Annotated in this window: 15 protein-coding genes and 3 tRNA genes; 8 read left to right on the plus strand and 10 right to left on the minus strand. The window is 73.4% G+C overall.

The genetic code is table 11. The features are described from left to right. The 5 genes from ACFQ8C_RS19405 to ACFQ8C_RS19425 form a co-directional block, all read right to left on the minus strand. On the minus strand, positions 1-511 hold a 511-nt coding region (locus tag ACFQ8C_RS19405; protein ID WP_383458848.1), incomplete at its 3' end, for an alcohol dehydrogenase catalytic domain-containing protein. Continuing rightward, the gene (gene ccrA / locus ACFQ8C_RS19410) at positions 508-1,842 is read right to left on the minus strand and encodes a crotonyl-CoA carboxylase/reductase (protein ID WP_383458850.1); all 1,335 of its coding nucleotides are present in this window, start codon (positions 1,840-1,842) and stop codon (positions 508-510) included. The genes ccrA and ACFQ8C_RS19405, both read right to left, overlap by 4 nt. 59 nt (positions 1,843-1,901) lie before the next feature. Beyond that, positions 1,902-3,566, minus strand: a complete 1,665-nt coding sequence (locus ACFQ8C_RS19415) for an acyl-CoA dehydrogenase family protein (protein WP_383458852.1) — start codon at positions 3,564-3,566, stop codon at positions 1,902-1,904. Continuing rightward, the gene (locus ACFQ8C_RS19420; protein ID WP_383458854.1) at positions 3,557-4,291 is read right to left on the minus strand and encodes a thioesterase II family protein; all 735 of its coding nucleotides are present in this window, start codon (positions 4,289-4,291) and stop codon (positions 3,557-3,559) included. The genes ACFQ8C_RS19415 and ACFQ8C_RS19420 overlap by 10 nt, the downstream gene beginning before the upstream one ends. Further along, entirely contained in the window at positions 4,288-10,770 is a 6,483-nt protein-coding gene (locus ACFQ8C_RS19425; RefSeq protein WP_383458855.1) for an amino acid adenylation domain-containing protein, read from the minus strand. Before ACFQ8C_RS19425 ends, ACFQ8C_RS19420 begins: the two co-directional genes overlap by 4 nt. A 164-nt stretch (positions 10,771-10,934) precedes the next feature. Here ACFQ8C_RS19425 and ACFQ8C_RS19430 point away from each other — a divergent pair, with 164 nt between their 5' ends. From ACFQ8C_RS19430 to ACFQ8C_RS19445, 4 genes are all read left to right on the plus strand, one after another. After that, positions 10,935-12,122 (plus strand): PLP-dependent aminotransferase family protein, encoded by a 1,188-nt coding sequence (locus ACFQ8C_RS19430; protein WP_383458857.1) that lies wholly within the window; start codon positions 10,935-10,937, stop codon positions 12,120-12,122. Positions 12,123-12,668: 546 nt separating this feature from the next. Next, the gene (locus ACFQ8C_RS19435) at positions 12,669-14,141 is read left to right on the plus strand and encodes an MFS transporter (RefSeq protein ID WP_383458859.1); all 1,473 of its coding nucleotides are present in this window, start codon (positions 12,669-12,671) and stop codon (positions 14,139-14,141) included. Positions 14,142-14,318: 177 nt separating this feature from the next. Further along, on the plus strand, positions 14,319-16,130 hold the full coding sequence (locus ACFQ8C_RS19440) for a LuxR C-terminal-related transcriptional regulator (protein WP_383458861.1): 1,812 nt from the start codon (positions 14,319-14,321) through the stop codon (positions 16,128-16,130). 208 nt (positions 16,131-16,338) lie between these two features. After that, positions 16,339-17,289, plus strand: a complete 951-nt coding sequence (locus ACFQ8C_RS19445) for a BTAD domain-containing putative transcriptional regulator (protein ID WP_383458864.1) — start codon at positions 16,339-16,341, stop codon at positions 17,287-17,289. A 411-nt stretch (positions 17,290-17,700) separates the two neighbouring features. Here ACFQ8C_RS19445 and ACFQ8C_RS19450 read toward each other — a convergent pair. From ACFQ8C_RS19450 to ACFQ8C_RS19460, 3 genes are all read right to left on the minus strand, one after another. Continuing rightward, a tRNA-Ile gene (locus tag ACFQ8C_RS19450) sits at positions 17,701-17,774 on the minus strand. A gap of 176 nt (positions 17,775-17,950) precedes the next feature. Next, positions 17,951-18,023: transfer RNA gene (locus ACFQ8C_RS19455), tRNA-Asn, on the minus strand. Positions 18,024-18,028: 5 nt separating this feature from the next. Beyond that, a tRNA-Asn gene (locus ACFQ8C_RS19460) sits at positions 18,029-18,101 on the minus strand. A gap of 146 nt (positions 18,102-18,247) precedes the next feature. On the opposite strand from ACFQ8C_RS19460, the gene ACFQ8C_RS19465 reads away from it, so the two are divergent. From ACFQ8C_RS19465 to ACFQ8C_RS19480, 4 genes are all read left to right on the plus strand, one after another. After that, on the plus strand, positions 18,248-18,562 hold the full coding sequence (locus ACFQ8C_RS19465) for a YtxH domain-containing protein (protein WP_383458867.1): 315 nt from the start codon (positions 18,248-18,250) through the stop codon (positions 18,560-18,562). 36 nt (positions 18,563-18,598) lie between these two features. Further along, a complete protein-coding gene (locus ACFQ8C_RS19470; protein ID WP_383458870.1) occupies positions 18,599-20,038 on the plus strand; it encodes an FGGY family carbohydrate kinase in 1,440 nt (479 codons plus the stop codon). Between the two features lie 103 nt (positions 20,039-20,141). Next, the gene (locus ACFQ8C_RS19475) at positions 20,142-21,875 is read left to right on the plus strand and encodes an ABC transporter ATP-binding protein (RefSeq protein WP_383458872.1); all 1,734 of its coding nucleotides are present in this window, start codon (positions 20,142-20,144) and stop codon (positions 21,873-21,875) included. After that, the gene (locus ACFQ8C_RS19480) at positions 21,875-23,803 is read left to right on the plus strand and encodes an ABC transporter ATP-binding protein (protein ID WP_383458875.1); all 1,929 of its coding nucleotides are present in this window, start codon (positions 21,875-21,877) and stop codon (positions 23,801-23,803) included. Before ACFQ8C_RS19475 ends, ACFQ8C_RS19480 begins: the two co-directional genes overlap by 1 nt. A gap of 58 nt (positions 23,804-23,861) precedes the next feature. Here the strand turns inward: ACFQ8C_RS19480 and ACFQ8C_RS19485 are convergent, their stop codons facing one another. Together ACFQ8C_RS19485 and dnaG are read right to left on the minus strand one after the other, a co-directional pair. Further along, entirely contained in the window at positions 23,862-24,896 is a 1,035-nt protein-coding gene (locus ACFQ8C_RS19485) for an RNA polymerase sigma factor (protein WP_383458877.1), read from the minus strand. A gap of 117 nt (positions 24,897-25,013) precedes the next feature. After that, a complete protein-coding gene (gene dnaG, locus ACFQ8C_RS19490) occupies positions 25,014-26,915 on the minus strand; it encodes a DNA primase (RefSeq protein ID WP_383458879.1) in 1,902 nt (633 codons plus the stop codon). Positions 26,916-26,954 lie beyond the last annotated feature (39 nt).

A 26,954-nucleotide genomic window follows, 5' to 3' on the forward strand; every position in this document is an offset into this window, starting at 1 on the left:
GCTGCTCGGGGTCGAGCATCGTGTCGTTGTGGCCGTCGGAGGACTCCAGCTCGACCGACAGGCAGTGCGCGACGACCTCGTCGCCCGGGTTCCAGAGGTTGACGCCGGGGCCGGTGCGCAGCACGACGCCCGCGAGGTCGGAGCCGATGACGTGGTACGGCAGGTCATGGCGCCTGGTCAGCTCGGAGAGGCGGCCGTAGCGCTCCAGGAAGCCGAAGGTGGGCATCGGCTCGAAGATCGACGACCACACGGTGTTGTAGTTCACCGAGCTCGCCATGACGGCGACGAGCGCCTCGCCCGGGCCGAGCTCGGGCACCGGCACCTGCTCGATGCGGACGGACTTGCGCGGGTCCTTCGCCGCGCTGTCCATGCCCGCGAACATCTCCGTGTCCTCGCGGCGCAGCACCGCGGCCCGGTACGACTCGGGGAGCGGGAGGTTCGCGGCCTCCCGCGGCGTCAGGGGGCCGTTCTCCCCGGACGCGAGGATCGCCTCGCGGATCGCCTGCGTCATCGGCCGCCTCCGGCGTTCCGGAAGAGCTCGATGCGGTCCGGGCCGATCCGCTCGCGCGCGGCGGGGTCGGTGACGCCGAGGCCGGGCTCGGGGGCCAGGCAGAGCACGCCGACCTTCCCGATGTGCCGGTTGGTCTGGACGCTGCGGGCCGCCTCGGCCACCTCGTCCAGGCCGTACACGGCGGAGAGGGCCGGCACGACACGCCCCTGCTGGATGAGGCGGTTGGTCTCCCACTGCTCCTGGAGGTTGGCGCCGTGGCTGCCGATGATCCGCTTCAGCTTCATCCACAGGTAGCGGTTGTCGAACTGGTGCTGGTAGCCGGTGCTGGAACCGCAGGTGACGACGGTCCCGCCGCGCCGCGCGAGGAAGACGGACGCCGGGAAGGTGGCCTTGCCGACGTGCTCGAAGACGATGTGCGGGTCCTCGCCGACGGCGGTGCGGATGGCCTTGCCGAGGCGCTTCCACCCTTCGGGCCGCTGCAGGCTGCCGGGGTCGCCCTGCTCGATCTCGGTGCGGTCGATGACCACGTCGCAGCCGAGCGCCCGCACGGTCTCGGCCTTCTCGGCCGAGCTCACCACGCCGACGGCGATGCCGCCGCCGTTGCGCACGAACTGCACGGCGTAGCTGCCGAGGCCGCCGCTGGCGCCCCAGATCAGGGCGATGTCGCCCTGCTTCATGCGGGCGCCGCGGTCGCTGACGAGCATGCGGTAGGCGGTGCCCGCGCACAGCGGGTTGCAGGCGGCCTCCTCCCACGTCAGATGGGCGGGCTTGGGCAGCAGCTGGCTCGCGCGGGCGACCGCGTAGTCGGCCAGGCCGCCGAAGTTGGTCTCGAAGCCCCAGGCGCGCTGGTCCTCGCCCATCATGCCGTCGGCGTGGCTCGCGGGCTCCTGGTCGTTGATGTGGGCCGTGGCCACCACCACGTGGTCACCGGGCTTCCAGTGCTGCACGGCGGAGCCGGTGCGCACCACGACGCCGGACGCGTCGGAGCCGAGGACGTGGTGGGGCTGGTCGTGGCGGGCGTGCCAACCGCCCTGCGACGCCAGGTGCTTGAGGAAGCCGAACGTGGGCATCGGCTCGAACATGGCGGACCAGACGGTGTTGTAGTTGATGGCGCTGGCCATCACCGCGATCAGCACCTCGTCGGGTGCGATCTCGGGCAGGGGAACCTGGCCGACGTGCAGGGACTTGCGGACGTCCTTGTCCTGCACTCCGGCGAACATCTCGGTGTCCTGGGCGCGGATGTGCGCCGCGCGGTAGGTGTCGGGCAGGGTGCCGCCGACCAGGGCGTCGAGCGCTCCGGCGGTGGTCGCCGTCTCGGTGGGGGTCGTCATGGTGTCAGTGGTGTCCTTCGTCGGGGCGCACCGCGGCGGGGCGCGCTTCGGGTGACGGATCAGATGGGGAGCAGGCCGGCGCTCTCGCCGTCCATCCACGCCTGGGCCAGGCGGGTGTACGCGGCGGGCAGCTCGCGCCCCAGCCGGTCCCACAGGACCGTGAGGCGCCCGGCGGAGGCGTCGCAGTGGACCTCGGTGAGGTCCTGGGCGAGCGCCGCGGCCTCGTCGGCCGGGTCGAGACCCGCGGTGCGGGCCAGGACGACCGCCTGGCCGAAGAGCTCCGTGACGATGCGGTTGACGGTGATCAACGTCTCCTGGCGCGCGAGGAGCTCAGCCGGCGGCAGGGTGCCGGTGAGGGCGGCGCAGGCCTCGGCGAGGCGGCGTACGCCCCGCTCGACGCCGGCGAGGTGCTCCCGGTTGGCCGCCGACAGCGTCGGCGCGTCGAGGGGGGCGGGGGCGGTCCGCTCGGGCCGCTCGCCCCGGTAGTACGTGGCGAGCAGCCGGGCCGCCAGGACGCGGTCGAGGTTGAAGTCGACGCCGCCGCCGACGCGCATGCCGCGGACGTCGCGCTGGGCCCGTTCGGCCGGCAGGACGGGCACGCCGCGCGCGGCCTTGCTGCGGGCGGTCTCGTAGCCCTGGGCTCCGAGCAGGGAGACCGTGCGGTCGGTGACCCGCCACGCCGCCGTCGACGTGAGGTTCTTCAGGGCGTCGCGCTCCCACAGCGGGGCCTCGGTGCCCTGCCAGGCGAGGGCCCAGCGCACCGCGCTGTCCATGGCGTACACGTCCGCGGCGGACGCGGCGATCATGCGCTGGACGGCCTCGTAGGAGGCGAGCTCCTTGCCGTCGACGCGGCGGGTGGCCACCCACTCGCGCGCCCAGCCGAGGCTGCGCCGGGCGAGGGCCGTGGAGGGGGCGCTGATCAGGTAGACGCGGGCGAGGGTGTGGATTTCGGCGAAGGGGGAGGCGGTGCGCCACTCCTCGTTCGCGGAGACCATGTGGCCCTCCGGCACGAAGACGTCGGTCAGCCGGATGTGCGCGGTGGGGGCTCCGTGCAGGCCCATGAACTCGTGCTCGGAGACCACCTCGAAGCCCTGTGCCGCGGACTCGACGTAGAAGACGCCGACCTGCCCGGTGTCCTCGATGGCGGCGGTCACGGCGAGCAGGCGGGCCCGGGATCCGTTGCTGATGAACACCTTGTCGCCGGTGAGCAGGTACCCGCTGCCGTCCGGGCTCCGCCGGGCGACGGAGGTGCGGTCGGTGTTGGCGGCGCCCTCCGGTTCCGTGCTGGCGATCGCGGCGAGGGAGCCCTCGGCGAGGTGCCGGGTCAGCAGGTCCCGCAGCTCCCCCGGCGGCAGCGTGGGGAGGTACGTGCTCGGTCCCATCGAGTTGTGGCCGGCCAGCATCATGCTCACCGCGGGGCTGTGCGCGGCGGCCGTCTCGTAGACCCGGAACGCCCCGTACTCGGACAGGCCCAGGCCGCCGTCCTCGCGGGGCAGCAGCATGGCCAGGAACCCGGCGTCGGCGAGGGCGCCGACCAGGGCGTCGTCGAGCGGGCGGCCGGCGTCGACGGCGGCCGCGTCCACGTGCGCGTCGAGGATCGCGCGCAGCGCGGCGATCGCCTCGTCCGCGGCCCGCCGGTCCGCCGGGGACACCTCGGGTGCGGCGTGGAGCCGGTCCCAGGGCAGTGTGCCGTGGATCATGTCGCGCAGGACGTTCAGGGACATATCACGCTCCGAAGTACGTTCATGAACTCCTCCGGTCGTTCACGGAGGTAGAAGTGGCCGCCGGGCAGGAGCCGCAGCTCGAACGCCTCGGTGGTGTGCCGCCGCCACTCGGGCAGCAGGGGCGTGGCGAGGTCGTCGTCCCCGCCGAGCACCGTGATCGGTGTGTCGAGCGGGGGGAGGGACGCGTGCCGGTAGGTCTCGAAGATCGTGAAGTCGGCCCGGTAGGCGGGCAGTACGAGCTCCACGAGACCGGGGTCCTCGCGCAGCGCCGCGGGCAGTCCGCCGTAGCGGCGGTCGATCGCGTCGAGGAGCTCGGCGTCGCCGAGCGTGTGGAGGGGGGTGCGCGGGTGGTCGAGGTGGGGCGCCGGGTAGGCCGACAGGACGAGCCGCTCCGGCATCGGCCGTCCCGCCTCGCGCAGGGCGCGGGCCGTCTCGAAGGCGGTGAGCCCGCCGAGGCTGTGGCCGAAGAACGCGAACGGGCCCCGGAACTCCGTGGCGGCGAGGAGCCCGTCCACGAACTCGCGGACGGAGGTGACGGGCTGCTCGGCGACGCGCGAGCCGCGGCCGGGCGCCTGGACGCCCCAGACCTCCACGTCCTCCAGGGTGTCGGCCCAGCGCACGTACTCGCCGGGCGAGCCGCCGCTGTGCGGGAAGCAGTACAGGCGCAGGGCCGCGTCGGGCCGCCGCCGGCGGCACACCAGCCAGGGCGAGGTGGCGGTCGTCATCGGGTGTCCTCCGTCGGACGGGTGCGGTCGTCGACCAGGGCGGCCAGGGCGGCCACCGTGGGATGGGCGAAGATCTCCCTGGTCTCCAGGTGGACGGGGTAGGTGTCCCGGATCCAGGCGGCGAGCCGCGCGGCCACGACGGAGTCGCCGCCGAGGTCGAAGAGACTGTCCGCCGGGGCGATGTCGTCGAGTCCGAGGAGGTCCCGGAAGACGCCGGCGATGGCCTGCTCGGCCGTCGAGGCGGAACCGGCGGCCGGCGTGGCCGCGGGGGCGGCCGGCTCGGCGGCGGCCTCGCGCCCCATCCACTCGGGCGGCATCGGCAGTCCCGCTCCGCCGACGGTCCCGCCGGGGGCCTCGACGAGGTAGTGGGTCCGGTGCAGCGGGTGGCCGGGGAGCTTGGCCCGCCGCCGCCCGGGGCGCTCGGGCTGGACGGCGGACCAGTCGACACGGGCGCCCGACAGCCACAGCCGGCCGAGCGCGTCGAGGGCGACGGCGTGGTCCGAGGTGGGGTCGGTGGGGTGCGGCTGGGACTGGGTGACGAGGTGCCGGGCGGTGAGGTCCGGGTGCTGGCGGGTGAGCGTGGTGAGGGTCATGCCCGGCCCCACCTCGACCAGGATCCGGTCGGGCTCGGCGAGCAGCGTGGTCAGGGCGTCCCCGTAGCGGACGGCCTGACGCATGTGGGCGGTCCAGTACGCGGGGTCGGTCAGCTCTCCCGGCCGCGCCCAGGTGCCGGTGGTGTCGGAGACGAACGGGATGTCGGGGTCGCGCAGGTCGATGGCGGCGACGGCGGCGTGGAAATCCTCCAGGATCGGTTCGACCAGCGGCGAGTGGCCGGCGCCGGAGATCCGCAGCTTGCGGAAGTCGATGTCCTTGTCGGCCAGTTGGGCGGCGAGCACGTCGATGTCGGCTTCCGGACCGGACACGGTGACCTGGCCGGGGCCGTTGACGGCGCCGACCGTCACGGTGTCGGGGAGCAGCGGCAGCACCTCCTCCTCGGGGCGCTTGACGGCCAGCATCGCCCCCGCCTCCACGGTCTGCAGCAGCTGTCCGCGCCGGCCGACCAGGCGCATCCCGTCCGCGAGGGTGAAGACGCCGGCGACGCACGCGGCCGCGTAGGCGCCGAGGCTGTGGCCGACCACGGCGGACGGCTCGATCCCCCAGTGCCGCCACAGGCGCGCCAGCGCGTACTCGACGGCGAAGACGGCGGGTTGGGCGACCGTGATGGCGTGGAGCCGGCGCTGTGCCTCGGCCAGCTCCGAGGGGTCGTCCTCACGGGGGAACAGCAGTCCGCGCAGGTCGAGCCCGAGGCAGTCGAGGGCGGCGTCGCAGGCCTCGTCCAGGTGGCGCCGGAACTCGGGCTGCCGGGCGTAGAGGTCGCGGGTCATGCCCGGGTGCTGTCCGCCCTGGCCGGGGAACATGAAGGCGACCGGACGCTCGGCGGGCGACCCGGCGGCCGTCACGACGCGGCGGGCGGCGGGGTCCGCCAGCGTGCGGGCCGCGTCGGCCGTGGAGTCGGCGACGAGGAAGCGCCGGTACGCGTGCTCCTTGCGTCCCCGCTGCAGGGTGAGCGCCGCGTCGTCGAGCCGGAGGCCGTCGCGGGCCTCGTCCAGGCGGCGGGCGGTGGCCTCGGTGAGCTCGTCCAGGTCCCGGGCGGTCTTGGCGGACAGCGGCAGCAGCTGCGGCGTCGGGGCGGCCGGGGCGGCGCCGCGGACGGGCGGCTGCTCCAGGACGACGTGGACGTTGGTGCCGCCGATGCCCAGCGCGGTGACGGCGGCCCGGCGGGGCCCGTCGGTGCGGTGCCAGGGCCGGAGCTCGGTGTTGACCTCGAAGGGACCGCCCGCGAAGTCGATCTGCGGGTTGGGCCGCGCGTAGTTCAGGCTGGGGGCGATCTCCCCGTGTTCGAGGGTGAGGACGGTCTTGATGAAGCCGACGACACCGGCGGCCGAGTCGGTGTGGCCGATGTTCGTCTTGACCGAGCCGATGTAGCAGGTCTCCGATGACGGGTCCCCGCCGAAGGCCCGGTTGAGCGCCGCGACTTCGATGGGGTCGCCGAGCGGCGTGCCGGTCCCGTGGGTCTCCACGTAGCCGATCGAGGACGGGGCGACGCCCGCCGCGGCGTGCGCGGCGCGGATGACCCTGGTCTGGCCCTCGATGCTCGGCGCGGTGAACCCGATCTTCACGCCCGCGTCGTTGTTCACGGCGGAGCCGCGCAGCACGGCGTGGACGTGGTCGCCCGCGGCGAGGGCGTCGGACAGCCTCTTGAGCACGACGACGGCGGCGGCGCTGCCGCCCACGATGCCGGACGCGTCGGCGTCGAAGGCCCGCACGTGGCCCTCGCGGGCGAACGGGCCGCCCTCGCTGTAGCGCACGGGCAGCAGCGGCAGCCGGATCCCCGCGCCGCCGGCCAGGGCGATGTCGCAGTCGCCGTTCTTCAGGGACTGGGCGGCCAGGTGGATGGCGGTCAGCGAGGTCGAGCAGGCGGTGGCCACGGTGACGGCCGGTCCCGACAGGCCGAGCTTGTGGGCGGCGCGGGTGGTGAGGTGGTCGGCGCCCGCGGCCAGCCGGAACTCCCAGTCGTCGGCGAAGGGGAGCCGGGCGCGCTGCGACTGCAGCACGGAGTAGTACGTGGTCATGCTGCCGCCGGCGAAGATGCCGACGCTGGGCCCGTCGGGGTCCGGCACGTGCCCGGCGTCCTCCAGGGCGGTGTGCGCCACTTCGAGGAAGACGCGCTGCTGCGGGTCGATGAGGAGGGCCTCGCGCGGGGCGTATCCGAAGAAGGCGGCGTCGAACTCGGCGGCGCCCTCCAGCAGGCCGAAGGCGGTGAGTCCCTCCTCGCCCTCCTCGACCGGTTCGAGCGGGGTGATGGACTCGACGCCTTCCCGCAGGTTCCGCCAGAACGTGGCGATGTCGGGCGCGCCGGGGAAGCGGCCCGCCATCCCGACGACGGCGAGCGGTTCGTCCGCGGCGCGGTCGCGCGCCGGAGCGGGCTCCGCGGGACGGTACGCGGGTGCCGATCCGCTCAGGTGCGCGGCGAGCGCGGCGACGGTGGTGTGCTCGAAGAGGGTCATCAGCGGCACGTCGATGCCGAGTTCGGCGGCGAGCCGGTGGTGCACCTGCGCCAGCAGCAGCGAGTGGCCGCCGAGGTCGAAGAAGGTGTCGTGCGGGTCGACCTCCGCCAGCCCGAGGACGTCGCACCAGAGCGCGGCGATGTCCCGGGCCAGGGCCCGCTCGTCGGCAAGGCCGCCGGCGGGTGGCGCCGCGGCCGCCCGGGCCGGCGCCTTGGCGGTGGTCCGCTCCCCGGCCGTCTCCGGCGCGGGCAGCCGGCGCACGTCGATCTTGCCGTTGAGGGTGAGGGGCAGTTCGGGCAGCGGGACGATCGCGGCCGGCACCATGTAGGCGGGCAGGACTCCGGCGACGTGCGCGCGCAGCTGCCGGGGCGACACCGGTTCCGCGTCCGCGTCGTCGAGGACGACGTAGGCGACGAGCTGCGCGCCGGACGCGGCCTCGCGGACCAGCACGTGGGCGTCGCGGACCCGCTCCTGGCCGCGCAGGACGGACTCGATCTCTCCGGGCTCGATCCGGTGTCCGCGCAGCTTGACCTGCTCGTCGGCGCGGCCGATGAACTCGATCTCCCCGTCGCGCCGCATCCGCACGAGGTCGCCCGTGCGGTAGAGGCGGGCGCCGGGCCGGTCGGTGAACGCGTCGGGCAGGAACCGCTCCGCGGTCGCCTCGGGGAGGTCGAGGTAGCCGTCGGCGACGCCCGTGCCACCGATGTACAGCTCGCCCACGGCGCCCGCGGGCACCGGGCGCGTCGCCGCGTCGACGACGTGGACGCGCACGCCGGCGGCGGGGCGGCCGATGGCCGGTCCGCCGTGGGCCGCGCCCTGGGGCGCCACGGTGCCGATGGTGGCGAGGACGGTGGTCTCGGTCGGGCCGTAGACGTTGCGGAGGCGGAACGGGATGTCGGGCCGGGGGCGCGCGGTGAGCCGCTCGCCGCCGGTGACCATCAGGCGCAGCGTCGTGTCGGGTGCCCAGTCCAGGCCGAGCAGGGGCGTGGCGAGGGCGACGGGCAGGGTGGTGACGGTGAGGGAGTGGGCGGCGATCCACCGCCGGTAGTCCTCGGGCACGAGCAGCGTGGCCCGGTCCGGGAAGTGGAGGGTGGCGCCGGCGACGAGGGTCGGCCAGATCTCCACCTGGGTGGCGTCGAAGCCGGGCGAGAAGACGCAGCTCGCGCGGTCGTCGGCGGTGAGGCCGTGCGCGTCCGCGTACCAGGACACGAGGTTGGCGAGCGCGCGGTGCGGTACGCGCACGCCCTTGGGCCGGCCGGTGGAGCCCGAGGTGAACATGATGTACGCGAGGTCGTCCGCGGCGTCGTCGTCCGCACCGGCGACGTCCGCGGCGGGGGCGGCCGGGTCGCCGACGGGGGCGGCCCGGTCGGGCGACACCAGGGGCAGCCCCTCGAAGCGGTCGCGCAGCTCCTCGGTGGTGACGACCGCGAGGGCGGCGGCGTCGCCGGTCATCGTGCGCGCCCTGGCCGCCGGGTGCTCCGGGTCGACCGGCAGGAACGCGGCCCCGGTCAGCAGCACCGCCAGTTCCGCCAGGACGAGGTCGGCACCGGTGGGCAGGCAGACCGCGACGACCGTGCCGCGGCCCGCGCCCTCGGCGCGCAGCGCGTCCGCGAGGCGTGCCGCGCGGTCCGCGAGTTCGCCGTAGGTCAGCCGGCGGTCCCCCTCGACGAGGGCCGTCCGGGCGGGGGTGCGGCGGGCCTGTGCCAGCACCTGGTGGTGCACCGGGGTCGTGTCGCGCGCGGGGCCGCCGTCCAGGGCGCGCAGCAGCTCGGCGACGTGTCCGTCGTCGGCGAGGCGGAGCGCGCCGACCGGTGTGTCGGGGGCGTCGAGCGCGTGGCCGAGCAGCTCCTCGAAGGCTCCGGCGATCTCCTCGACGGTGGCGGCGTCGAACAGGTCGGCGTTGTACTCCCAGATCAGCGACGGCGTGTCCGACTCCGTCGCGTCCTTGGCCGGGGGGACGAGGATGAGGCTCAGGTCGGTCTTCGCGGTGCCGTTGTACGGCTCCGCGACGACGGCCCGCGCCGTGCCGAACCGGGCGCTCTGCTCGGCGTGGTCGTGGACGGTGATCATGCTCTGGAAGAGCGGCGTGCGGTCGGGGGTCCGGGGCAGGCCGAGCGCGTCCACCACGGACGGCAGCGGACACTCCTGGTGCGCGGCGGCGTCCAGGACGGTGTCCCGTGCCTGGCGCAGCAGCGTGCGGAAGGAGGTGTCGGGGGTGAACGTCGCCCGCAGGGCCACGGTGTTCATCACCATGCCGACGAGACCCTCGGTGTCGCGGTCGGGGCGGTTCGCCATGGGGGTGCCGACGCAGAGGTCGGTGTCGCCGCTGTAGCGGTGCAGGGTCGCGGCGAGCGCGGTGTACAGCACCATGAAGGTGCTCGCCGACTCCTCCCGGCCCGCCTCGGCGCAGCGGGCGAGGAGCCCGGGGGACGGTTCGCGCACGACCCGGCCGCCCCGGGTGCCGTAGCGGGCGGGGCGGGGCCGGTCGGTGGGCAGGTTCAGCACGCCGGGCGTGCCCGCCAGCCGCTGCTTCCAGTGGTCGAGCCGGGCCTGCGCCTCGGGCGTGGCGGCGTTCCGCCGCTGGGCGCGGGCGTAGGCGCGGTACTGGAGCCGGGGCGGGGCCAGGCGCGCGGGCCGGTCCTCCAGGCGGGCGTTGTAGAGCTCCTCGGCCTCGCGGACGACGACGGAGAACGAGAGGCTGTCGTGGACGATGTGGTGGGCCACGACGACGAGCAGGTGCTCCTCCGGCGCGAGCCGGTAGGCGCTCCACCGTTCCAGCGGCAGTTCGGAGAGGGCGAACGGGCGGGCGACGTCGTCGCGCACCCGCCGGTCGAGTTCGCGGTCCCGCTCCTTCCGGGGCAGCCCGGAGAGGTCGGCGCGGTCGATGCGGACGGTGCCGCCGGTGTGGACGACGGGCGTCGGGCGGCCCGCGCGGTCGACGTAGGTGGTGCGCAGGATCTCGTGGCGGGCACGGACCTCGGTGAGCGCCGCCTCCAGCGCGTCGAGATCGAGCGGGCCGGTCACCCGTACGGTCCGGTAGCCGTTGTAGACGGGGTCCTCGGGGTTCAGCCGGTGCAGGAACCACATCTGTTCCTCGTTGACCGAGGGCACGTCTCCGTCGGTGCCGTCGGTGCGGTCGGGCGCGGGCGCCGGCCCCTCGTCCACGGCCGCGGGACGTCCCGATCCCAACACGTCCGCGAGTTCTCCGAACGTGGGGTTCAGGAAGACGTCACGCGCCGCCACCGAAATTCCGGTGAGCTCTTTCAGACGGCCGCACACCCGGGTCGCGAGCAGCGAATCCCCGCCCAGCTCGAAGAAATTATCGCGCTCGTCGACCTCGTCGACTCCGAGCACGTCCCGCCAGACCTCGATCAGCCCTTCGCGGGCGGTTCGGGCGCTGTCGGGGGTCAATTCACCGGCATGCACAGAATTCTCCATCGAATGACCGATCTCCTCGACCGGAAAGACTGAAAAGGCTCCGTTGACTCTTTCGATTTCCACGTCTAGCTTCTATCCCCGTCGCACTTCCCCAGGGAAATGCGCATTCCCTTTGCCGACCCCGGAGCAGAATTCCCATGAACGACACCGTCCCGCCCCCCGCCCTGGCCTTCCGCGGCGCCGCGGCGGAGAGCTCGGTCATCCGTGAGGCCCTGGCCCTGACGGCCCGTCCCGAGGTCATCTCCTTCGCCGGCGGGCTGCCGGCCTCGGACCTCATCGACACGGAAGGAATCCGCGCCGCCTACGACCACGTCCTCACGAGCGCCCCGCACCGGGCGTTGCAGTACTCGCTCACCGAGGGCGATCCCGCGCTGCGCGAGGCCGTCGCCGCCCGTCTGACGCGCGGCGGACTGGCGGCCCGCCCGGACGGCCTGCTGATCACCACCGGCTCCCAGCAGGCGCTGTCCCTCCTGGCGGGCGTGCTGCTGGAGCCCGGTGACACCGTCCTGGTCGAGGACCCCACCTATCTGGCGGCGCTGCAGTGCTTCGTACGGGCCGGAGTGCGGGCCGTGCCGGTGCCGACGGACTCCGAGGGCATCGACGTGGCCGCCCTGCCGCGCCTCCTGGCGGAGCACCGGCCGAAGGCGGTCTACCTGGTGCCGACCTTCCAGAACCCGACGGGCCACACGATGCCGGCCGAGCGCCGCACCGCGCTGGCCCGGCTCGCGGCCCGGCACGGCTTCTGGATCGTGGAGGACGACCCGTACGGGGAGCTGCGCTTCCGCGGCGAACGCGTCCCGTGGATCGCCCAGTCGCCGGAGGCGGCCGACCGCACCGTGCTGCTCGGCAGCTTCTCCAAGATCCTCGCGCCCGGCATGCGGCTCGGCTGGCTGCACGCGCCGGCCGAGGTGCGCCGCGCCTGTGCCGTGGCCAAGCAGTCGCTGGACCTGCACACCTCCGCCGTCGACCAGGCGGCGGCCGCCCGCTATCTCGCCGACCGCGACCTGGACGCGCATCTGGCCCGCTGCCGGGAGGCGTACGCGGAGCGCTGCGCGGCGCTCCTCGACGCCCTGACGGACGTGCTGCCGGACGGAAGCCGCCTCAGCCGTCCCGACGGCGGGATGTTCGTGTGGGCGCGGCTGCCGGACGGGTACGACGCGATGGAGCTGCTGCCGAGGGCCGTCGAGCAGGACGTGGCGTACGTGCCGGGCGCGCCGTTCTTCGCGGCGGACGGCGACCGGGCGACGCTGCGCCTGTCCTTCGCCGCCCACGACCCGGTGGTGATCGCCAAGGGCGTGGCGCGGCTCGCGCCGCTCTTCCGCTGAGCCCGCCCGCTCCGCTGCGGGGGTCCGGCGCGGGTCGCGGCGGACCTCCGCCCGGGCGACCGGGGCCTTTCCGCCCCCGCGTATGCCGTTCACGTCCACACCGAATACCCCGGCGCGTTCCCGGCGGCCGATCCGGTCCGAATTCGGCCGACGGCCCCGGAATCGCGCGGGGAGACCGCTCCCGGTCCGTCCGCCCCACGGCGGGAATCACCCGATCCGGCAGGTCCCCTTTCCAGAACCGTCGCCACGATCTCGCGCGGCTCTTCGCTCGCGAGGGTTCTCTGCGTGGTCACTGGTGGATTCCCTTCTGCCGATGCCGAAAAGCTAGCCCGGCGAATCCCGCGCGCACACCGCGCGAACGAGTAGGTGCCCCTCCGACTTCCCTACTCGTTCGAGTAGTTACGCCGCGGCCGTGCGGCGTCTAGCGTCGTGGGCACGCCGTTCACGAAGCGGTCCCCGCCCGGTCGGGACGACCGCCGGCGTATCGACGAGGACGCGTCCGCGGGCAGCGGACGGCACCGTCCGGCGCACCCAGCGAGGAAAGAGATGACCAACGGGGCTTCCCCCACCACCGCGCGGTCCCGCGAGGCCGGCGACGGGTCCCGGCGCGCCCCGTCCCCCGCGGCCGTGCTGGCCGTCCTGCTGGCGGGGACGTTCATCGCCCAGTTCGACTTCTTCGTCGTGAACGTGGCGGCTCCGTCCCTGGAGGAAGGCCTCGGGGCCGGTGCCACGGCGCTCGAACTCGTCGTGGGTGGCTATGCCTTCGCCCTGGCCAGCGGCATGATCACGGGGGGCCGGCTCGGCGACCTGTACGGGCACCGCCGGCTGTTCACGATCGGCATGGCCGGGTTCGGACTCGCCTCGCTGCTGTGCGGCGTCGCCGCGACCCCTGGGCAGCTCGTCGCGGCCCGCCTCTTCCAGGGCTTCACCGCGGCCCTGCTCGCACCCCAGGTGCTGGCGACGATCACGGCCGCCTTCGCCCCCGCGGAGCGGCCCCGGGCGTTCGCCGCCTACGGCGTGACGGCGGGCATCGGCTCGATCGCCGGGCAGCTGCTCGGCGGACTCCTCCTGGACGCCGACATCGCCGGACTCGGCTGGCGGGTGATCTTCCTCGTGAACGTGCCCGTCTGCGCCGTGGTCGCCCTGGTGGCCCCGCGGGTGCTGCCCGGGAGCGGCCCGGGCACCGGCACGAGGATCGACCCGGTGGGAGCGGCCGGGATCAGCGCCGCCCTCGCGCTGTTCCTGGTGCCGCTCGCCCTCGGCCACTCCTCCGGCTGGCCGGTGTGGACCTGGCTGTCCCTGGGCGGCGGCGTGGTGCTGGGCGCGCTGACCCTGTGGTGGGAGCGGGCGCTGGGGGCGCGCGGGGGCTCCCCCGTGCTCGACCTGACGCTGTTCCGCGGCTCGTCCTTCCGTGCCGGGATCGTCGCGAGCGCGGCCTTCTACATCTACTTCGGCAGCTTCATCTTCACGCTGACGCTGCTGCTGCAGGGCGGTCTGTCGCTCAGCCCGGTGGCGGCCGGCCTGACCTTCACCCCGCTGGGCCTGACGTACATGGTGTCGGCCATGGCGGGCAAGCGCCTGATGGCCCGTCACGGCATGAACGCCCTCATCGGGGGTGCGGCGGTGACCGCGGTCGGCCTGCTGGCGCTGCTGCTGCGCGTCCGGTCGGCGGGCGCGGAGACCGGGATCGCCTGGATCTGCGTGTGCCTGTGCCTGGTCGGTCTCGGCAACGGCGTCGTCCTGCCCTCGCTGATCGGCGTGGCCCTGTTGCGCGTGCCGCCGGAGAAGGCGGGCATGGCGTCGGGCGCCCTGACGACGGCGCAGCAGTTCGCGAGTTCGGCGGGGATCGCCGCCGTCGGCGCGGTCTTCTTCGCCGTCGCGGGCGACCGCGCGCCGGACACGGGTTACCCCGAGGCGATGGTGGCGGCCACCTCCGTGTGCCTGGCGATGCTCCTGGTGGTGATGGGCATGCTGTGGTTCTTCCGCCGCATCACCGCGCGGGGGACGACGGAGGCGTGACCGGGCGCCGCGGCGGCCGGATCGGAGGCCTCCGCATCCCCGGCGTATCACGGGTGTATCACCACGGCATCCGTGGCGCGGGGAACGGCCGTTCGATCTTGTGACCCTTCGCGGCGGGCCCGCAGACTCGTGGGCGACCGCAGAAGTGGGGACGGACGACGGGGACGAGCGACACCGATGGACTACTGCATACCGGACCACGCAGCGCCTCTGGAACACGCCCGGGCGACGGTCCCGGCCCTGGGACGACTCTCCGAGCCGGCCCGGCAGTTCGCCCAGGCCGCCTCCCTCGTCGGGGACCTGTTCACCCTCCAGGAGATCGCCCTGGTGCAGTCGGTGCCGACCCTGTCGATGCTGCCCGCCCTGGAGGAGACGGTCGCCGCCGGGCTCATCCGGTTCGCCGGCGACCGGCTGACCTTCCGGTCCCCCGACGTCCGGCTGGCCCTCAGCGCCACCATCCCGGCGCCGGTACGCCGAACACTGCTGCGTGGCACCCCGGTTCCCCGGCAGGGGCGGCAGCCGTCGCCGGAGACCCACGGCGCCCGGGACTCCCTGGTCTCCTCCCTGTTCCTGCCCCAGGACGGACCCGGCCACCCGCTGGACCCGTGCACCGGGGAGACGGCCCGCCGGGCGGCGGTCGAGGCCTTCTCGTCCACCGGGATGCCCCGGTCCGAGGCGGCCGCGGTCCTCTCGATGTTCGGCCACCCCGAGGAGGAGCGGCGGGACCGCGCCCTGGCCGTGGTCATGGCGGGGAGGCCGGGCGGCGGCGCGGCGGTGGTCGCGGCCGTGGTCCTCTCCAACCTGGAGTGGGCGGCGGGACGGCTCGACGAGTCCCTGCGCTGGGGCCACGAGGCGCTGCGCCGGGGGCACGAGGTCCTTCCGGCCTCGTGGCGCCCGTACCCCTCGCTCACCCTCGCCGTGAAGCTGACCCAGATCGGCCGGCACTCCGAGGCGGAGGACGAGCTGACGCGGGCGGGCGAGGCGACGGAGCGGTCGGGGCACCGGCGGGCCCTGGCCGAACTGGCCGTCGCACGCGGCCGGCTGCTGCTCGGGGCGGGCCGCACGGAGGCGGCGGAGGCCGCACTCCGCTCCGGGGTGTCGCTGGCCCAGCGCATCCGCGCCGGCCTGCCCGCCGCCCACGGCCTGTCCCTCCTGTCGTTCCTGTCGCTGGAACGCGGCCACCGGGGCGAGGCGGCCGACCAGGTGTGGCAGGCCCGGATGGAACTCCTCGACCAGCCCGACTCGTTCCCCTCCGGCCGGCACAGCTGGGCCGATTTCCTGGTGGCCACGGCCGGCCTGGACGCACGGGGTTCCGTGGACCTGCTCGTGCTCCGCTACCCCGAGCTGCTGACCAGCTCCTCGCTCTTCCTGCGCGACCCGGGGGCCGCGGCGCGGCTGGTGCGGCTGAGCCGGGCCGCGGGCGAGAACTCCCTGGCCGCGGCGGTCACCCGGCGCGTCGAACGGCTCGCGGAGCGGAACGGCGAGCACCCCGGACTGACCGCCGCGGCGGAACACGCGGTGGGGCTGCTGTACGAGGCCCCCGACGCCCTGGAGTTCGCGGCGTCCGAACACCGGACGCCCTGGGCCGCGGCGGCGGCGCACGAGGACCTGGGGGCCCTGCTGCTCGCGCGGCACGGACGCCACGACGGCACGGCGCTGCGGCATCTGCGCGCCGCGACCGAGCGCTACCGCGCCATCGGCTCGCGGGCGGCGGTCACCCGCGTGGCGGCCCTGCTCGGAGAGGGCGGGGAGACCCCCGAGCCCCGGGAGGCTCCGCAGCACCGGGAGGCCCCGCGGCGCCCGGCCGGATCTCCCGTGCTGACGGCGGCCGAAAACCGCATCGCCCGCCTCGTGGCGAAGGGACTGACCAACAAGCAGGTGGCCAGTCGGGTCTCCTGCTCGCCGCACACGGTCAACTACCACCTGCGGCAGATCTTCCGGAAGCTCGGCGTGGCCTCGCGGGTCGAGCTGGCGCGCCTCGTGGACTGAGCCCCCTTTCCCCATTCCCCGGATTCCGTGGCCGAAAATAGCTCCTCCGCCGGCTCCGCTTACACCTCACCCGACGTCGAGTTGCCCGACCCGGCACTCAGGTTTACCGTGCCCCCCGACTTCCCCACGTGTCCCTTGTCACACAAGGTTACCGGTCGGTAGCACAGTAGTTTTTACGTCGCTCGACGCACCGCCGAAGGGGAGTTAAATGCAGCCGGAAACAACGGACAGCGAATTCTCGTTCAAAATCCTCGGCCCGCTGGAGATCACGGCGGAGGGGAAGGATGTTCCCATCACGGGAACGCGCCAGCGGACGCTTCTCACGCTGCTTCTCCTGGACGTCGGGAGACCTGTCGGCCACGCCCGTCTGATCGACGGCGTCTGGGGCGGCCGGGCACCCCGGACGGCCGAGGCGCAGCTGCGGATCTGCGTGTCCAGGCTGCGTCGCCGCCTGACCGAGGCGGGGCTGCCGGACGCGATCGCCACGGAGAGCCACGGCTACCGCCTGACGGTGCCCGAGGACCGCGTCGACGTGCCGCGTTTCAGGATCCTGCTGGACCGCGCCGGCCACGCCGAGGCGTCGAGGGACGACACGGAGGCCGTCCGGCTGCTGTGCGCGGCACTCGCCCTGTGGCGCGGTCCCGCCGCCGAGGGGCTGACCAGTCCGCTGGTCCGGGCCGCCGCCGCCCGCCTCGACGAGGAGCGGGCGAGCGCCCTGGAGCGCCGCTTCGGCATGGAGCTCCGGCTGGGCCGGCACCACCGCGTCGTACCGGAGCTGGCGGCCGGTGCCGCCGAGCACCCTTTCCGGGAGAATCTGCACTACCAGCTCATGACGGCGCTTTATCACACGGGCCGCCAGGCGGACGCCCTGAACGTCTACCGGGAATTGAGGCGGCGCTTAGCCGATGAAATGGGAATAGATCCGTCCCAGCGTCTTCGCGCCCTGGAGTCGAAAATCCTGGAACAGAATCCGGAACTCGACGGCAATGCCACCGGACTGCCCCGCGACGCACGTGTCCGGCTGGCGGCGCTGGAGCGGGAGAACGCCTCGCTGCACGCGGAGAGGCAGCGCATCGGCCGTCTCGTGGTGGGGCTCATGGGCCGGCACGATCCCCCCACCCGTCCCCGCGCCCGCCGGGCGCCGCGGAAGCCGGCGTAGCGCCCCTCCCCGACCACGGGCCTCCCCGTCCGCACCGTCGCCGCCGCCTCCCGCCTCCCGCCATCCGCCACACGGCTCGGGCGGCGGCGACCCCTGCCAAGGGCGTCAGGGTGCCGCCTCCGGCAGCCCGTCGCGAGGTCGTCCGACGCGGTTCGCGCCTCGCGCCGACTCCGTCCCCGGCGGAAAAGATTCGATCCGGTGTGCGGCGTGTCACACGCCGGAACCGCAGGATCTTCGTGGGAGCATCGCCATGGCCGCGCATCACGTCCCACCGGAACCCCGGGGCGAGACGGCCCACACCCGGCGGGACGGACCAGGAGCGCCCGCTCCTCCGCACCGACGCGCGGCCGACCCCTCACGCAAAAACGCCCCTCGCGGGGCGTTCTCACAGGCCAGAACGTTTTTCTTCGGTGGGGCGGGTGGGACTCGAACCCACGGCCGACGGATTATGAGTCCGCTGCTCTAACCGGCTGAGCTACCGCCCCCGAAGCCGACGCGCGTACAAGTGTGCGCGCCGTCCTGCCGCAGCATAGCCGCTCATACGATCTCCTGCTCCGGAAGATCCGCACGACCGTCGCCGCTCGACCATGAAGACCACGGGCGGCGACGGATGGTTCCCGGAAACGCGAAAGAGGACCCCTGAGGGTCCTCTTTCGCTCTGCTCCCCCGACTGGACTCGAACCAGTAACCCTCCGGTTAACAGCCGAATGCTCTGCCAATTGAGCTACAGGGGATCGCGCTCCCCCGACTGGACTCGAACCAGTAACCTGCCGGTTAACAGCCGGCTGCTCTGCCAATTGAGCTACAGGGGATTGCTGCGGTTGCACCGAACGGTCCTGCCCGGGTCCTCCCGGGCGGCGGGCGCTCGCTGCGAGACATACATTAGCGCAAGCAGGGGGGTGCTCCGCCAATCGGTATCCCCGGACATCCCCAGGACCCTTCAGGGAAGGATCGCAGCGTGCGGTACAAGCTGACGTTCGTCGCGGGTCTCGCGCTCGGCTACGTGATCGGTACGCGCGCGGGACGCGAGCGGTACGAACGGATGAAGCAGGCCACCAAGGACCTCGCGCGGAACCCCGCGGTGCGCAACGCCGCCGAGTCCGCCGCCCAGACCGGGCGCCAGTACGCCGGGAAGGCCGCGCACGTCGTCGGCGACCGGGTGGGCGACCACCTGCCCGCCTCCGTCACCGACCGGGTGTCCGCCCTGCGCGGACGCGCCCACGCCAACGGGCAGGTCAGCGAGGACGACGACTGGGGCACCAGCAACACCTGAGCCGGAACCGGCCCGCGTGATGCAGAATCGGGTGTCATGGGGATAGTCGCAGGACTCGACAGCTCTTCGGACGCCACGCGCATCGTGGTCTGTGACACGGACACCGGGGCCGTACTGCGGCAGGGGCACGCCCCGCACCCGGTCGACGCCAAGGCCACCGAGGTCGATCCGCAGACCTGGCTGCTCTCGCTCGGGGAGGCCGCGACCGGCGGGCTCCTCGAAGGCGTGGAGGCCATCGGCGTCTGCGCGCAGGCCCACGGCGTCGTCCCGCTCGACGCCCAGGGCGGCCTGGTCCGCCCCGCGCTCGTCGGCAACGACAAGCGGGCCCAGGTCGCCGCCGCCGACCTCGTCGAGGCCTTCGGCGGGCGCGAGGCCTGGGCCGAGGCCGTCGGCAGCGTCCCCCAGGCCGGGCTCCCGATCGCGAAGCTCCGCTGGCTCGCCCGTACCGAGCCGGAGCACGCCGCGCGGATCGCCGCCGTCCTCCAGCCGCACGACTGGCTGGTCTGGCAGCTCCTCGGCCGCCCCGCCCGCCGCACCACCGACCGGGGCGCCGCCTCCGGCACCGGCTACTGGTCCGCCCGCACCGGCGCCTACCGCCCCGACCTCGTCGAGCTGGCGCTCGGCCGTCAGGTCGCGCTGCCCGAGGTCCTCGGGCCCGCCGAGCCCGCCGGCACCACCCCCGAGGGGCTGCTGATCTCGGCGGGCACCGGCGAGACCATGGCCGCCGCCTTCGGGCTCGGGCTCGGCGCCGGCGACGCCGTCGTCTCCCTCGGCGCCTCCGGCTCCGTCATGGCCGTCCACCACGAGGCCCTCGACCGGCCCGGCACCGCCGTCACCTCGTACGCCGACGCCACCGGCATGCACCTGCCCGTCGTCTCCGTCACCAACGCCGTCCGCACGCTGCGCGGCACCGCCGAGATGCTGGGCGCCGAGTCGCTGGACGAACTGTCCGCGCTGGCCCTGAAGTCCACACCCGGCTCCTCCGGCCTGGTGCTCCTCCCCTACCTGGAGGGCGAGCGGGTCCCGCACCTGCCGCACTCCGCCGGCACCCTCACCGGGCTGCGCCGCGAGGCGATGAAGCCCGAGCACCTGGCGCGGGCCGCCTTCGAGGGCATGCTGTGCGGGCTCGCCGACGCCCTGGACGTGGTGCGCGGCCGCGGTGTCGAGGTCCGGCGGATCTTCCTGCTCGGCGCCGCGGCCTCGCTGCCCGCCGTGCAGGCCCTGGCGCCCGCGCTGTTCGGCGCGCAGGTCGTCGTCCCCCAGCCGGCCGACTACGCGGCGCTCGGCGCGGCCCGGCAGGCCGCCTGGGCGCTCGGCGTCGCCCGCGGCAGGCTCTCGCCCTCCGCTCCCCCGGCCTGGCAGGGCGCCGCCGCCCAGGTGCTGGAGCCGGGCGAGGAGCTGGCGGCGGGGCAGGCGGTGCGCCAGCAGTACGTGGCGACGCGGGAGCAGATCCACCCGGGGGCGTTCGGCGGCTGACGGCGCCCGGAGGCGGGCACGGTTCGTAAAGTCTTGGCCAGGGCTCGCCCGAGCGCCCTCGACCGCTCGTAACGGTTCGCGCGCTCGGGCGATAGTGGGAACCGTGCTCATAAGACTTCTCCGAACCCACTTGCGGCCCTATCGAAAACCCATCGCCCTGCTCGTCCTGCTCCAGTTCCTGGCGACCTGCGCGAGCCTCTACCTGCCGACCCTGAACGCCGACATCATCGACGAGGGCGTCGTCAACGGCGACACCGGCTACATCCTGCGGTTCGGCGCGCTGATGATCGGCGTCTCCGTGATCCAGGTGCTGTGCAACATCGGGGCCGTGTACTACGGCGCGCGGACCGCCTCCGCGCTCGGCCGTGACGTGCGCGGCGCCGTCTACGACCGGGTGCAGTCCTTCTCGGCGCGCGAGCTCGGGCAGTTCGGCGCGCCCTCGCTGATCACCCGGACGACCAACGACGTCCAGCAGGTCCAGATGCTGGTCCTGATGGCGTTCACCCTGATGGTCTCCGCGCCCATCATGTGCGTCGGCGGCATCGTGATGGCCCTCGGCCAGGACGTGCCGCTCTCCGGCGTGCTGCTCGCGGTGGTCCCGGTCCTCGGCGTCTCGGTCTCGCTGATCGTGAAGCGGATGCGGCCGCTCTTCCGGACCATGCAGGAGCGGCTCGACACGGTGAACCGGGTGCTGCGCGAGCAGATCACCGGCAACCGGGTGATCCGCGCCTTCGTGAAGGACGGGTACGAGGAGGAGCGCTTCCGCGGCGCCAACGGCGAGCTGACCGACGTGTCGATGTCGACCGGCCGGCTGATGGCCCTGATGTTCCCGACGGTGATGACGGTCGTGAACGTGTCCAGCGTGGCCGTGGTCTGGTTCGGCGCCCACCGCATCGACAGCGGCGGGATGCAGATCGGCGCGCTGACCGCCTTCCTCGCCTACCTGATGCAGATCGTGATGGCGGTCATGATGGCCACCTTCATGTTCATGATGGTGCCGCGGGCCGAGGTCTGCGCCGAGCGCGTCGAGGAGGTCCTCGGGACCTCGTCGAGCGTGGTGCCGCCGGCCGAGCCGGTGACGACGCTGGACCGGCGCGGGCACCTGGAGGTCAGGGCGGCGGACTTCCGCTACCCGGGCGCCGAGGAGTCGGTGCTCCGGGCCGTGGAGCTGGTGGCCCGCCCGGGCGAGACCACCGCGATCATCGGCTCGACCGGCTCCGGCAAGTCGACGCTGCTCGGCCTGGTGCCGCGGCTGTTCGACGTGACCGGCGGCGAGGTCCTGGTCGACGGGGTCGACGTGCGGACGCTGGACCCCGCGCTGATGGCGCGGACGGTCGGGCTCGTGCCGCAGAAGCCGTACCTGTTCTCCGGCACGGTGGCGTCGAACCTGCGGTACGGCAATCCGGACGCGACCGACGAGGAGCTGTGGCACGCCCTGGAGGTGGCGCAGGCCGCCGACTTCGTGCGGAAGCTGGAGCGCGGTCTGGACGCGCCGGTCGCGCAGGGCGGCACCAACGTGTCGGGCGGTCAGCGGCAGCGGCTGGCGATCGCGCGGACGCTGGTCCAGCGGCCGGAGATCTACCTCTTCGACGACTCGTTCTCCGCGCTCGACTACGAGACGGACGCCCGGCTGCGGGCGGCCCTCTCGGACGAGACCTCGGACGCGACCGTGGTGATCGTCGCCCAGCGGGTGTCGACCATCCGGGACGCCGACCGGATCGTGGTCCTCGACGAGGGCCGGGTCGTCGGCACCGGCCGGCACCACGAGCTGATGGCGGCGAACGAGACGTACCGGGAGATCGTGCTCTCCCAGCTGACCGAGGCGGAGGCAGCCTGATGGCCGGTCCTGGTGGACGCATGATGGCCGGGGGCACCCCGGGTGAGCGGTCGATGGACTTCAAGGGTTCGTCGAAGCGGCTGCTGGGGCAGCTGGCGCCGGAGCGGACCGCGCTCTGGGTGATGCTGGTCGCCGGCGTGCTGTCGGTGGCGGGCGCGGTCGTCGGCCCCAAGGTGCTGGGCCGGGCGACGGACCTGATCTTCGCGGGCGTGGTCGGGCGGCAGATGCCCGAGGGCGTGACCAAGGCGCAGGCGCTGGAGAAGCTGCGGGCGGACGGCGACGGCGGCATGGCCGACATGCTGTCCGGGGTCGACTTCACGCCCGGGCGGGGCATCGACTTCGGCGCGGTCGGCGAGGTGCTGCTGCTCGCGCTGGCGGTGTACGTGGTGGCGGGCCTGCTGATGCTGGTCTCCACCCGGATGTCGATCAAGGTGATCAACCGGACCGTGTACCGGATGCGGGAGGACGTCCAGACGAAGCTGTCGCGGCTGCCGCTGTCGTACTTCGACAAGGCGAAGCGCGGCGAGGTGCTGTCGCGGGCGACCAACGACCTCGACAACGTCGGGCAGACGCTCCAGCAGTCGATGGGCCAGCTCATCAACTCGCTGCTGACGATCGTCGGCGTGCTGGCGATGATGTTCTGGATCTCGCCGCTGCTCGCGCTGGTCGCGCTGGTCACGGTGCCGGTGTCGGTGGTGGTCGCGGCGCGGATCGGCAAGCGCTCGCAGCCGCACTTCGTGCAGCAGTGGAAGTCGACGGGCGCGCTCAACGCGCACGTGGAGGAGATGTACACCGGGCACACCCTGGTGAAGGTCTTCGGCCGGCAGGAGGAGGCCGCCCAGGGCTTCCGGGAGCAGAACGACGCGCTGTACGAGGCCGGGTTCAAGGCGCAGTTCAACAGCGGCATGATGCAGCCGGTGATGTTCTTCGTCTCGAACATCAACTACGTGCTGGTGGCGGTGGTCGGCGGGCTGCGGGTGGCGAGCGGCACGCTCTCCATCGGCGACGTGCAGGCGTTCATCCAGTACTCGCGCCAGTTCTCGATGCCGCTGACGCAGGTGGCGTCGATGGCGAACCTGGTGCAGTCGGGCGTCGCCTCGGCCGAGCGGATCTTCGAGCTGCTCGACGCCGAGGAGCAGGAGCCGGACGCGCCGAGGAGCGAGGAGGAGCGCGACTTCAAGGGCAAGGTCGCCCTGGAGCACGTCTCCTTCCGCTACGAGGCCGACAAGCCGCTCATCGAGGACCTGTCGCTCACCGTGGAGCCGGGGCAGACGGTCGCGATCGTCGGCCCGACGGGCGCCGGCAAGACCACGCTCGTCAACCTCCTCATGCGGTTCTACGAGGTGACGGGCGGCCGGATCACGCTGGACGGCACGGACATAGCGGCGATGTCCCGGGAGGAGCTGCGGGCCGGGATCGGCATGGTCCTCCAGGACACCTGGCTCTTCGGCGGGACGATCGCCGACAACATCGCGTACGGCGCCACCCGCGAGGTGACCCGGGCGGAGGTCGAGGAGGCCGCGCGGGCGGCCCACGCCGACCGCTTCGTCCGCACCCTGCCGGAGGGGTACGACACGGTCGTCGACGACGAGGGCGCGGGCGTCAGCGCGGGCGAGAAGCAGCTGATCACCATCGCGCGGGCGTTCCTGTCGGACCCGGTGATCCTCGTCCTCGACGAGGCGACGAGCTCGGTGGACACCCGGACCGAGGTGCTGATCCAGAAGGCGATGGCCCGGCTGGCCCAGGGCCGCACCTCCTTCGTGATCGCGCACCGGCTCTCCACCATCCGGGACGCCGACGTGATCCTGGTGATGGAGAACGGCTCGATCGTGGAGCAGGGCACGCACGAGGAGCTGCTGGCCGCGGGCGGGGCCTACGCCCGGCTGTACGCGGCGCAGTTCGCGGAGGCGGTCGCCGAGGTCGACTGACCGCGGCGGTCGTCGCGGAGGGGCCCGTGCCGGGTGCGGCGCGGGCCCCTCCCCCGTGTCAGTCCAGATAGCCGCGGAGCTGGTCGGCGTAGGTGTGGTCGCGGAGTTTGCCGAGGGTCTTGGACTCGATCTGGCGGATCCGTTCGCGGGTGACGCCGAAGAGCTGCCCGATCTCCTCCAGCGTGCGGGGGCGGCCGTCGTCGAGGCCGTAGCGGAGCTGGACGACCTTGCGCTCGCGCTCGCCGAGGGTGGACAGGACGTCCTCCAGGTGGCGGCGGAGCAGCAGGAAGGCGGCGGACTCGACGGGCGAGGCGGCGTCGCCGTCCTCGATGAGGTCGCCGAGGTCGACGTCCTCCTCCTCGCCGACGGGGGTGTGCAGGGAGACGGGTTCCTGGGCGAGCCGGCGGACCTCGACGACCCGCTCGGGGGTGAGGTCGAGGTGGGCGGCGACCTCCTCCGCGGTGGGCTCGTAGCCGCGTTCCTGGAGCATGTGGCGCTGGACGCGGATGACCCGGTTGATGAGTTCGACGACGTGGACGGGGACGCGGATGGTGCGGGCCTGGTCGGCGAGGGCCCGGGACATCGCCTGGCGGATCCACCAGGTGGCGTAGGTGGAGAACTTGTAGCCGCGGGCGTAGTCGAACTTCTCGACGGCCCGGATGAGGCCGAGGTTGCCCTCCTGGACGAGGTCGAGCATGGTCAGGCCGCGGCCGACGTACCGCTTGGCGACGGAGACGACGAGCCGCAGGTTGGCCTCGATCAGCTTCCGTTTGGCGATCCGGCCGAGGACGACGAGCCGGTCGAGGTCGTAGGCGAGCTGCGAGTCGAGGTCGGGGGTGAGGGCCAGTTTCTCCTCGGCGAAGAGGCCGGCCTCGACGCGGCGGGCCAGCTCGACCTCCTCCTCGGCGGTGAGGAGGGGGATCCGGCCGATCTCGCGGAGGTACTGCCGGAAGAGGTCGGCGGAGGGGCCGTTGCCGCCGGGGTCGGCGGTGCGGCGCCGCTGGGCCGGGACCTCGGGGACCTCCGGGGCGTCCGGGAGTCCGGGGAGTTCGTCCTGGTCGTCCGGGTCGGTGGTCTGGATCTCGGTCTGCACGGCGGGCGACCTCCAGGAGGGGCGGAACGGCTCCGTCACCCAGTGTGGGGTACGACACATCGCCGCCACGAGGGGCGTGCGGTGACTTTTTGGTTCCGTCCGGTGACCGACAGTAGGTCAGAGGGCGGCGGCGCCGTGGTTGCGGAGGGACTGGCCGTACTGGGTCAGGACCCACAGCTCGTTCTGCACGGCGGCGAGCCGTTCGGCGTCGCCGTGGGCGCCGAGCCGGGCGAGGCTGCCCTGGACGTCACGGATGCGCCGGTCGACGGCGCGGAGGCGGACCTGGACCAGCTGGGCGCCGGCGTACACCTCGTCGACGGTCTTGGCGAAGATCGTCTCGACGGCGAGTTCGGTGACGAGGGCGCGGACCGTGTCGTCGGGCGCGGCCTCGCGGACGGCGTCGAGGTAGTCGGCGGGGGCTCCGTCGGCGCCGCCGGCGTCCTGGACGCACTGCCGGACGGCGGCGTAGGGCGGGGCGGTGAACTCGTCGGTGCCGTAGGCGTCGAAGGCCGGGGAGACGAGCGCCGGGTACTGGAGGGCGAGCTTGAGGAGTTCGCGCTCGGTGCGGTGGGCGGGGCTGCGCAGGTTGAGCGCGGGCCCGGCGGGGCCGCGGGGCGCCTGGACCTCGCCGTACGAGCGCTGCTGCCGGCCGTCGCCGCGCTGGGGGCCGCCCTGCTCCTTGCCGCCGCCGCGCTGCCAGCGGGCGATCTGGGCGACCCTGCGGACGACGAACTGGGTGTCGAGGATGCCGACGAGGCCGGCGAGCTGGACGGCGACCTCGTGCTGGGAGGCCACGTTCTTGATCTTGGCGACGATGGGGGCGGCCTCGTCGAGGGCGGCGGCCCGGCCCGCCGGGGTGTCCAGGTCGTACCGGTTCACGATCTGGCGGAGGGCGAACTCGAAGAGGGGGGTGCGGGGCTCGACCAGGTCGGCGACGGCGTCGTCGCCCTTGGCGAGGCGCAGCTCGCAGGGGTCCATGCCGTCGGGGGCGATGGCGATGTACGTCTCGGCGGCGAACTTCTGGTCGTCCTCGAAGGCGCGCAGGGCGGCCTTCTGGCCGGCGGCGTCGCCGTCGAAGGTGAAGATGACGCGGGCCGAGCCGTTGTCCATGAGGAGACGGCGGAGGATCTTGATGTGCTCGCCGCCGAAGGCGGTGCCGCAGGTGGCGATGGCGGTGGTGACGCCGGCCAGGTGGCAGGCCATGACGTCGGTGTAGCCCTCGACGACGACGGCCCGGCTGGTCTTGGCGATCTCCTTCTTGGCGAGGTCGACGCCGTAGAGCACCTGGGACTTGCGGTAGACCGGCGTCTCGGGGGTGTTGAGGTACTTGGGGCCGTTGTCGTCCTCGCGCAGGCGGCGGGCGCCGAAGCCGACGATCTCGCCGCCGACATCCCGGATGGGCCACATGAGGCGGCCGCGGAAGCGGTCGATGGGGCCCCGGCGGCCTTCCTGGGAGAGGCCGGAGACGATCAGTTCCTTGTCGGAGAAGCCCTTGCCGCGCAGGAAGCGGGTGAGGTGGTCCCAGCCGGCCGGGGAGTAGCCGACGCCGAAGTGCTCGGCAGCGGCCTGGTCGAAGCCGCGCTCGGCGAGGAACTTCCGGCCGATCTCGGCCTCGGGGGAGGAGAGTTGGCCGGCGTAGAACTCGGCGGCGATCTTGTGGGCCTCGATCAGGCGGATGCGCTCGCCGCGCTGGTGGCCGGGGTTGTAGCCGCCCTCCTCGTAGCGGAGGGTGATGCCGGCCTTGGCGGCGAGGCGCTCGACCGTCTCCGAGAAGGAGAGGTGGTCGATCTTCATCACGAAGGCGATGGTGTCGCCGCCCTCCTGGCAGCCGAAGCAGTGGAAGAGTCCCTTGCTGGGGCTGACCTGGAAGGAGGGCGACTTCTCGTCGTGGAAGGGGCAGAGTCCCTTGAGGTTCCCGCCGCCGGCGTTGCGGAGCTGGAGGTACTCGGACACCACGGAGTCGATCGGGACCGCGTCCCGGACCGCCTTCACGTCGTCATCGTTGATCCTGCCTGCCACGCAGGAAAGTGTACGGGGGTCCGGGGGTCGCCTCCCGGG

This window comes from Streptomyces sp. NPDC056503 (assembly GCF_042794995.1).
Classification (GTDB): domain Bacteria; phylum Actinomycetota; class Actinomycetes; order Streptomycetales; family Streptomycetaceae; genus Streptomyces.

Coding starts and splice junctions, on each gene's coding strand:
- ccrA (WP_383458850.1), bottom strand. CDS start 1,842: ATGACGACCCCCACCGAGACGGCGACCACCGCCGGAGCGCTCGACGCC.
- ACFQ8C_RS19415 (WP_383458852.1), bottom strand. CDS start 3,566: ATGTCCCTGAACGTCCTGCGCGACATGATCCACGGCACACTGCCCTGG.
- ACFQ8C_RS19430 (WP_383458857.1), top strand. CDS start 10,935: ATGAACGACACCGTCCCGCCCCCCGCCCTGGCCTTCCGCGGCGCCGCG.
- ACFQ8C_RS19420 (WP_383458854.1), bottom strand. CDS start 4,291: ATGACGACCGCCACCTCGCCCTGGCTGGTGTGCCGCCGGCGGCGGCCC.
- ACFQ8C_RS19435 (WP_383458859.1), top strand. CDS start 12,669: ATGACCAACGGGGCTTCCCCCACCACCGCGCGGTCCCGCGAGGCCGGC.
- ACFQ8C_RS19470 (WP_383458870.1), top strand. CDS start 18,599: ATGGGGATAGTCGCAGGACTCGACAGCTCTTCGGACGCCACGCGCATC.
- ACFQ8C_RS19445 (WP_383458864.1), top strand. CDS start 16,339: ATGCAGCCGGAAACAACGGACAGCGAATTCTCGTTCAAAATCCTCGGC.
- ACFQ8C_RS19440 (WP_383458861.1), top strand. CDS start 14,319: ATGGACTACTGCATACCGGACCACGCAGCGCCTCTGGAACACGCCCGG.
- ACFQ8C_RS19480 (WP_383458875.1), top strand. CDS start 21,875: ATGGCCGGTCCTGGTGGACGCATGATGGCCGGGGGCACCCCGGGTGAG.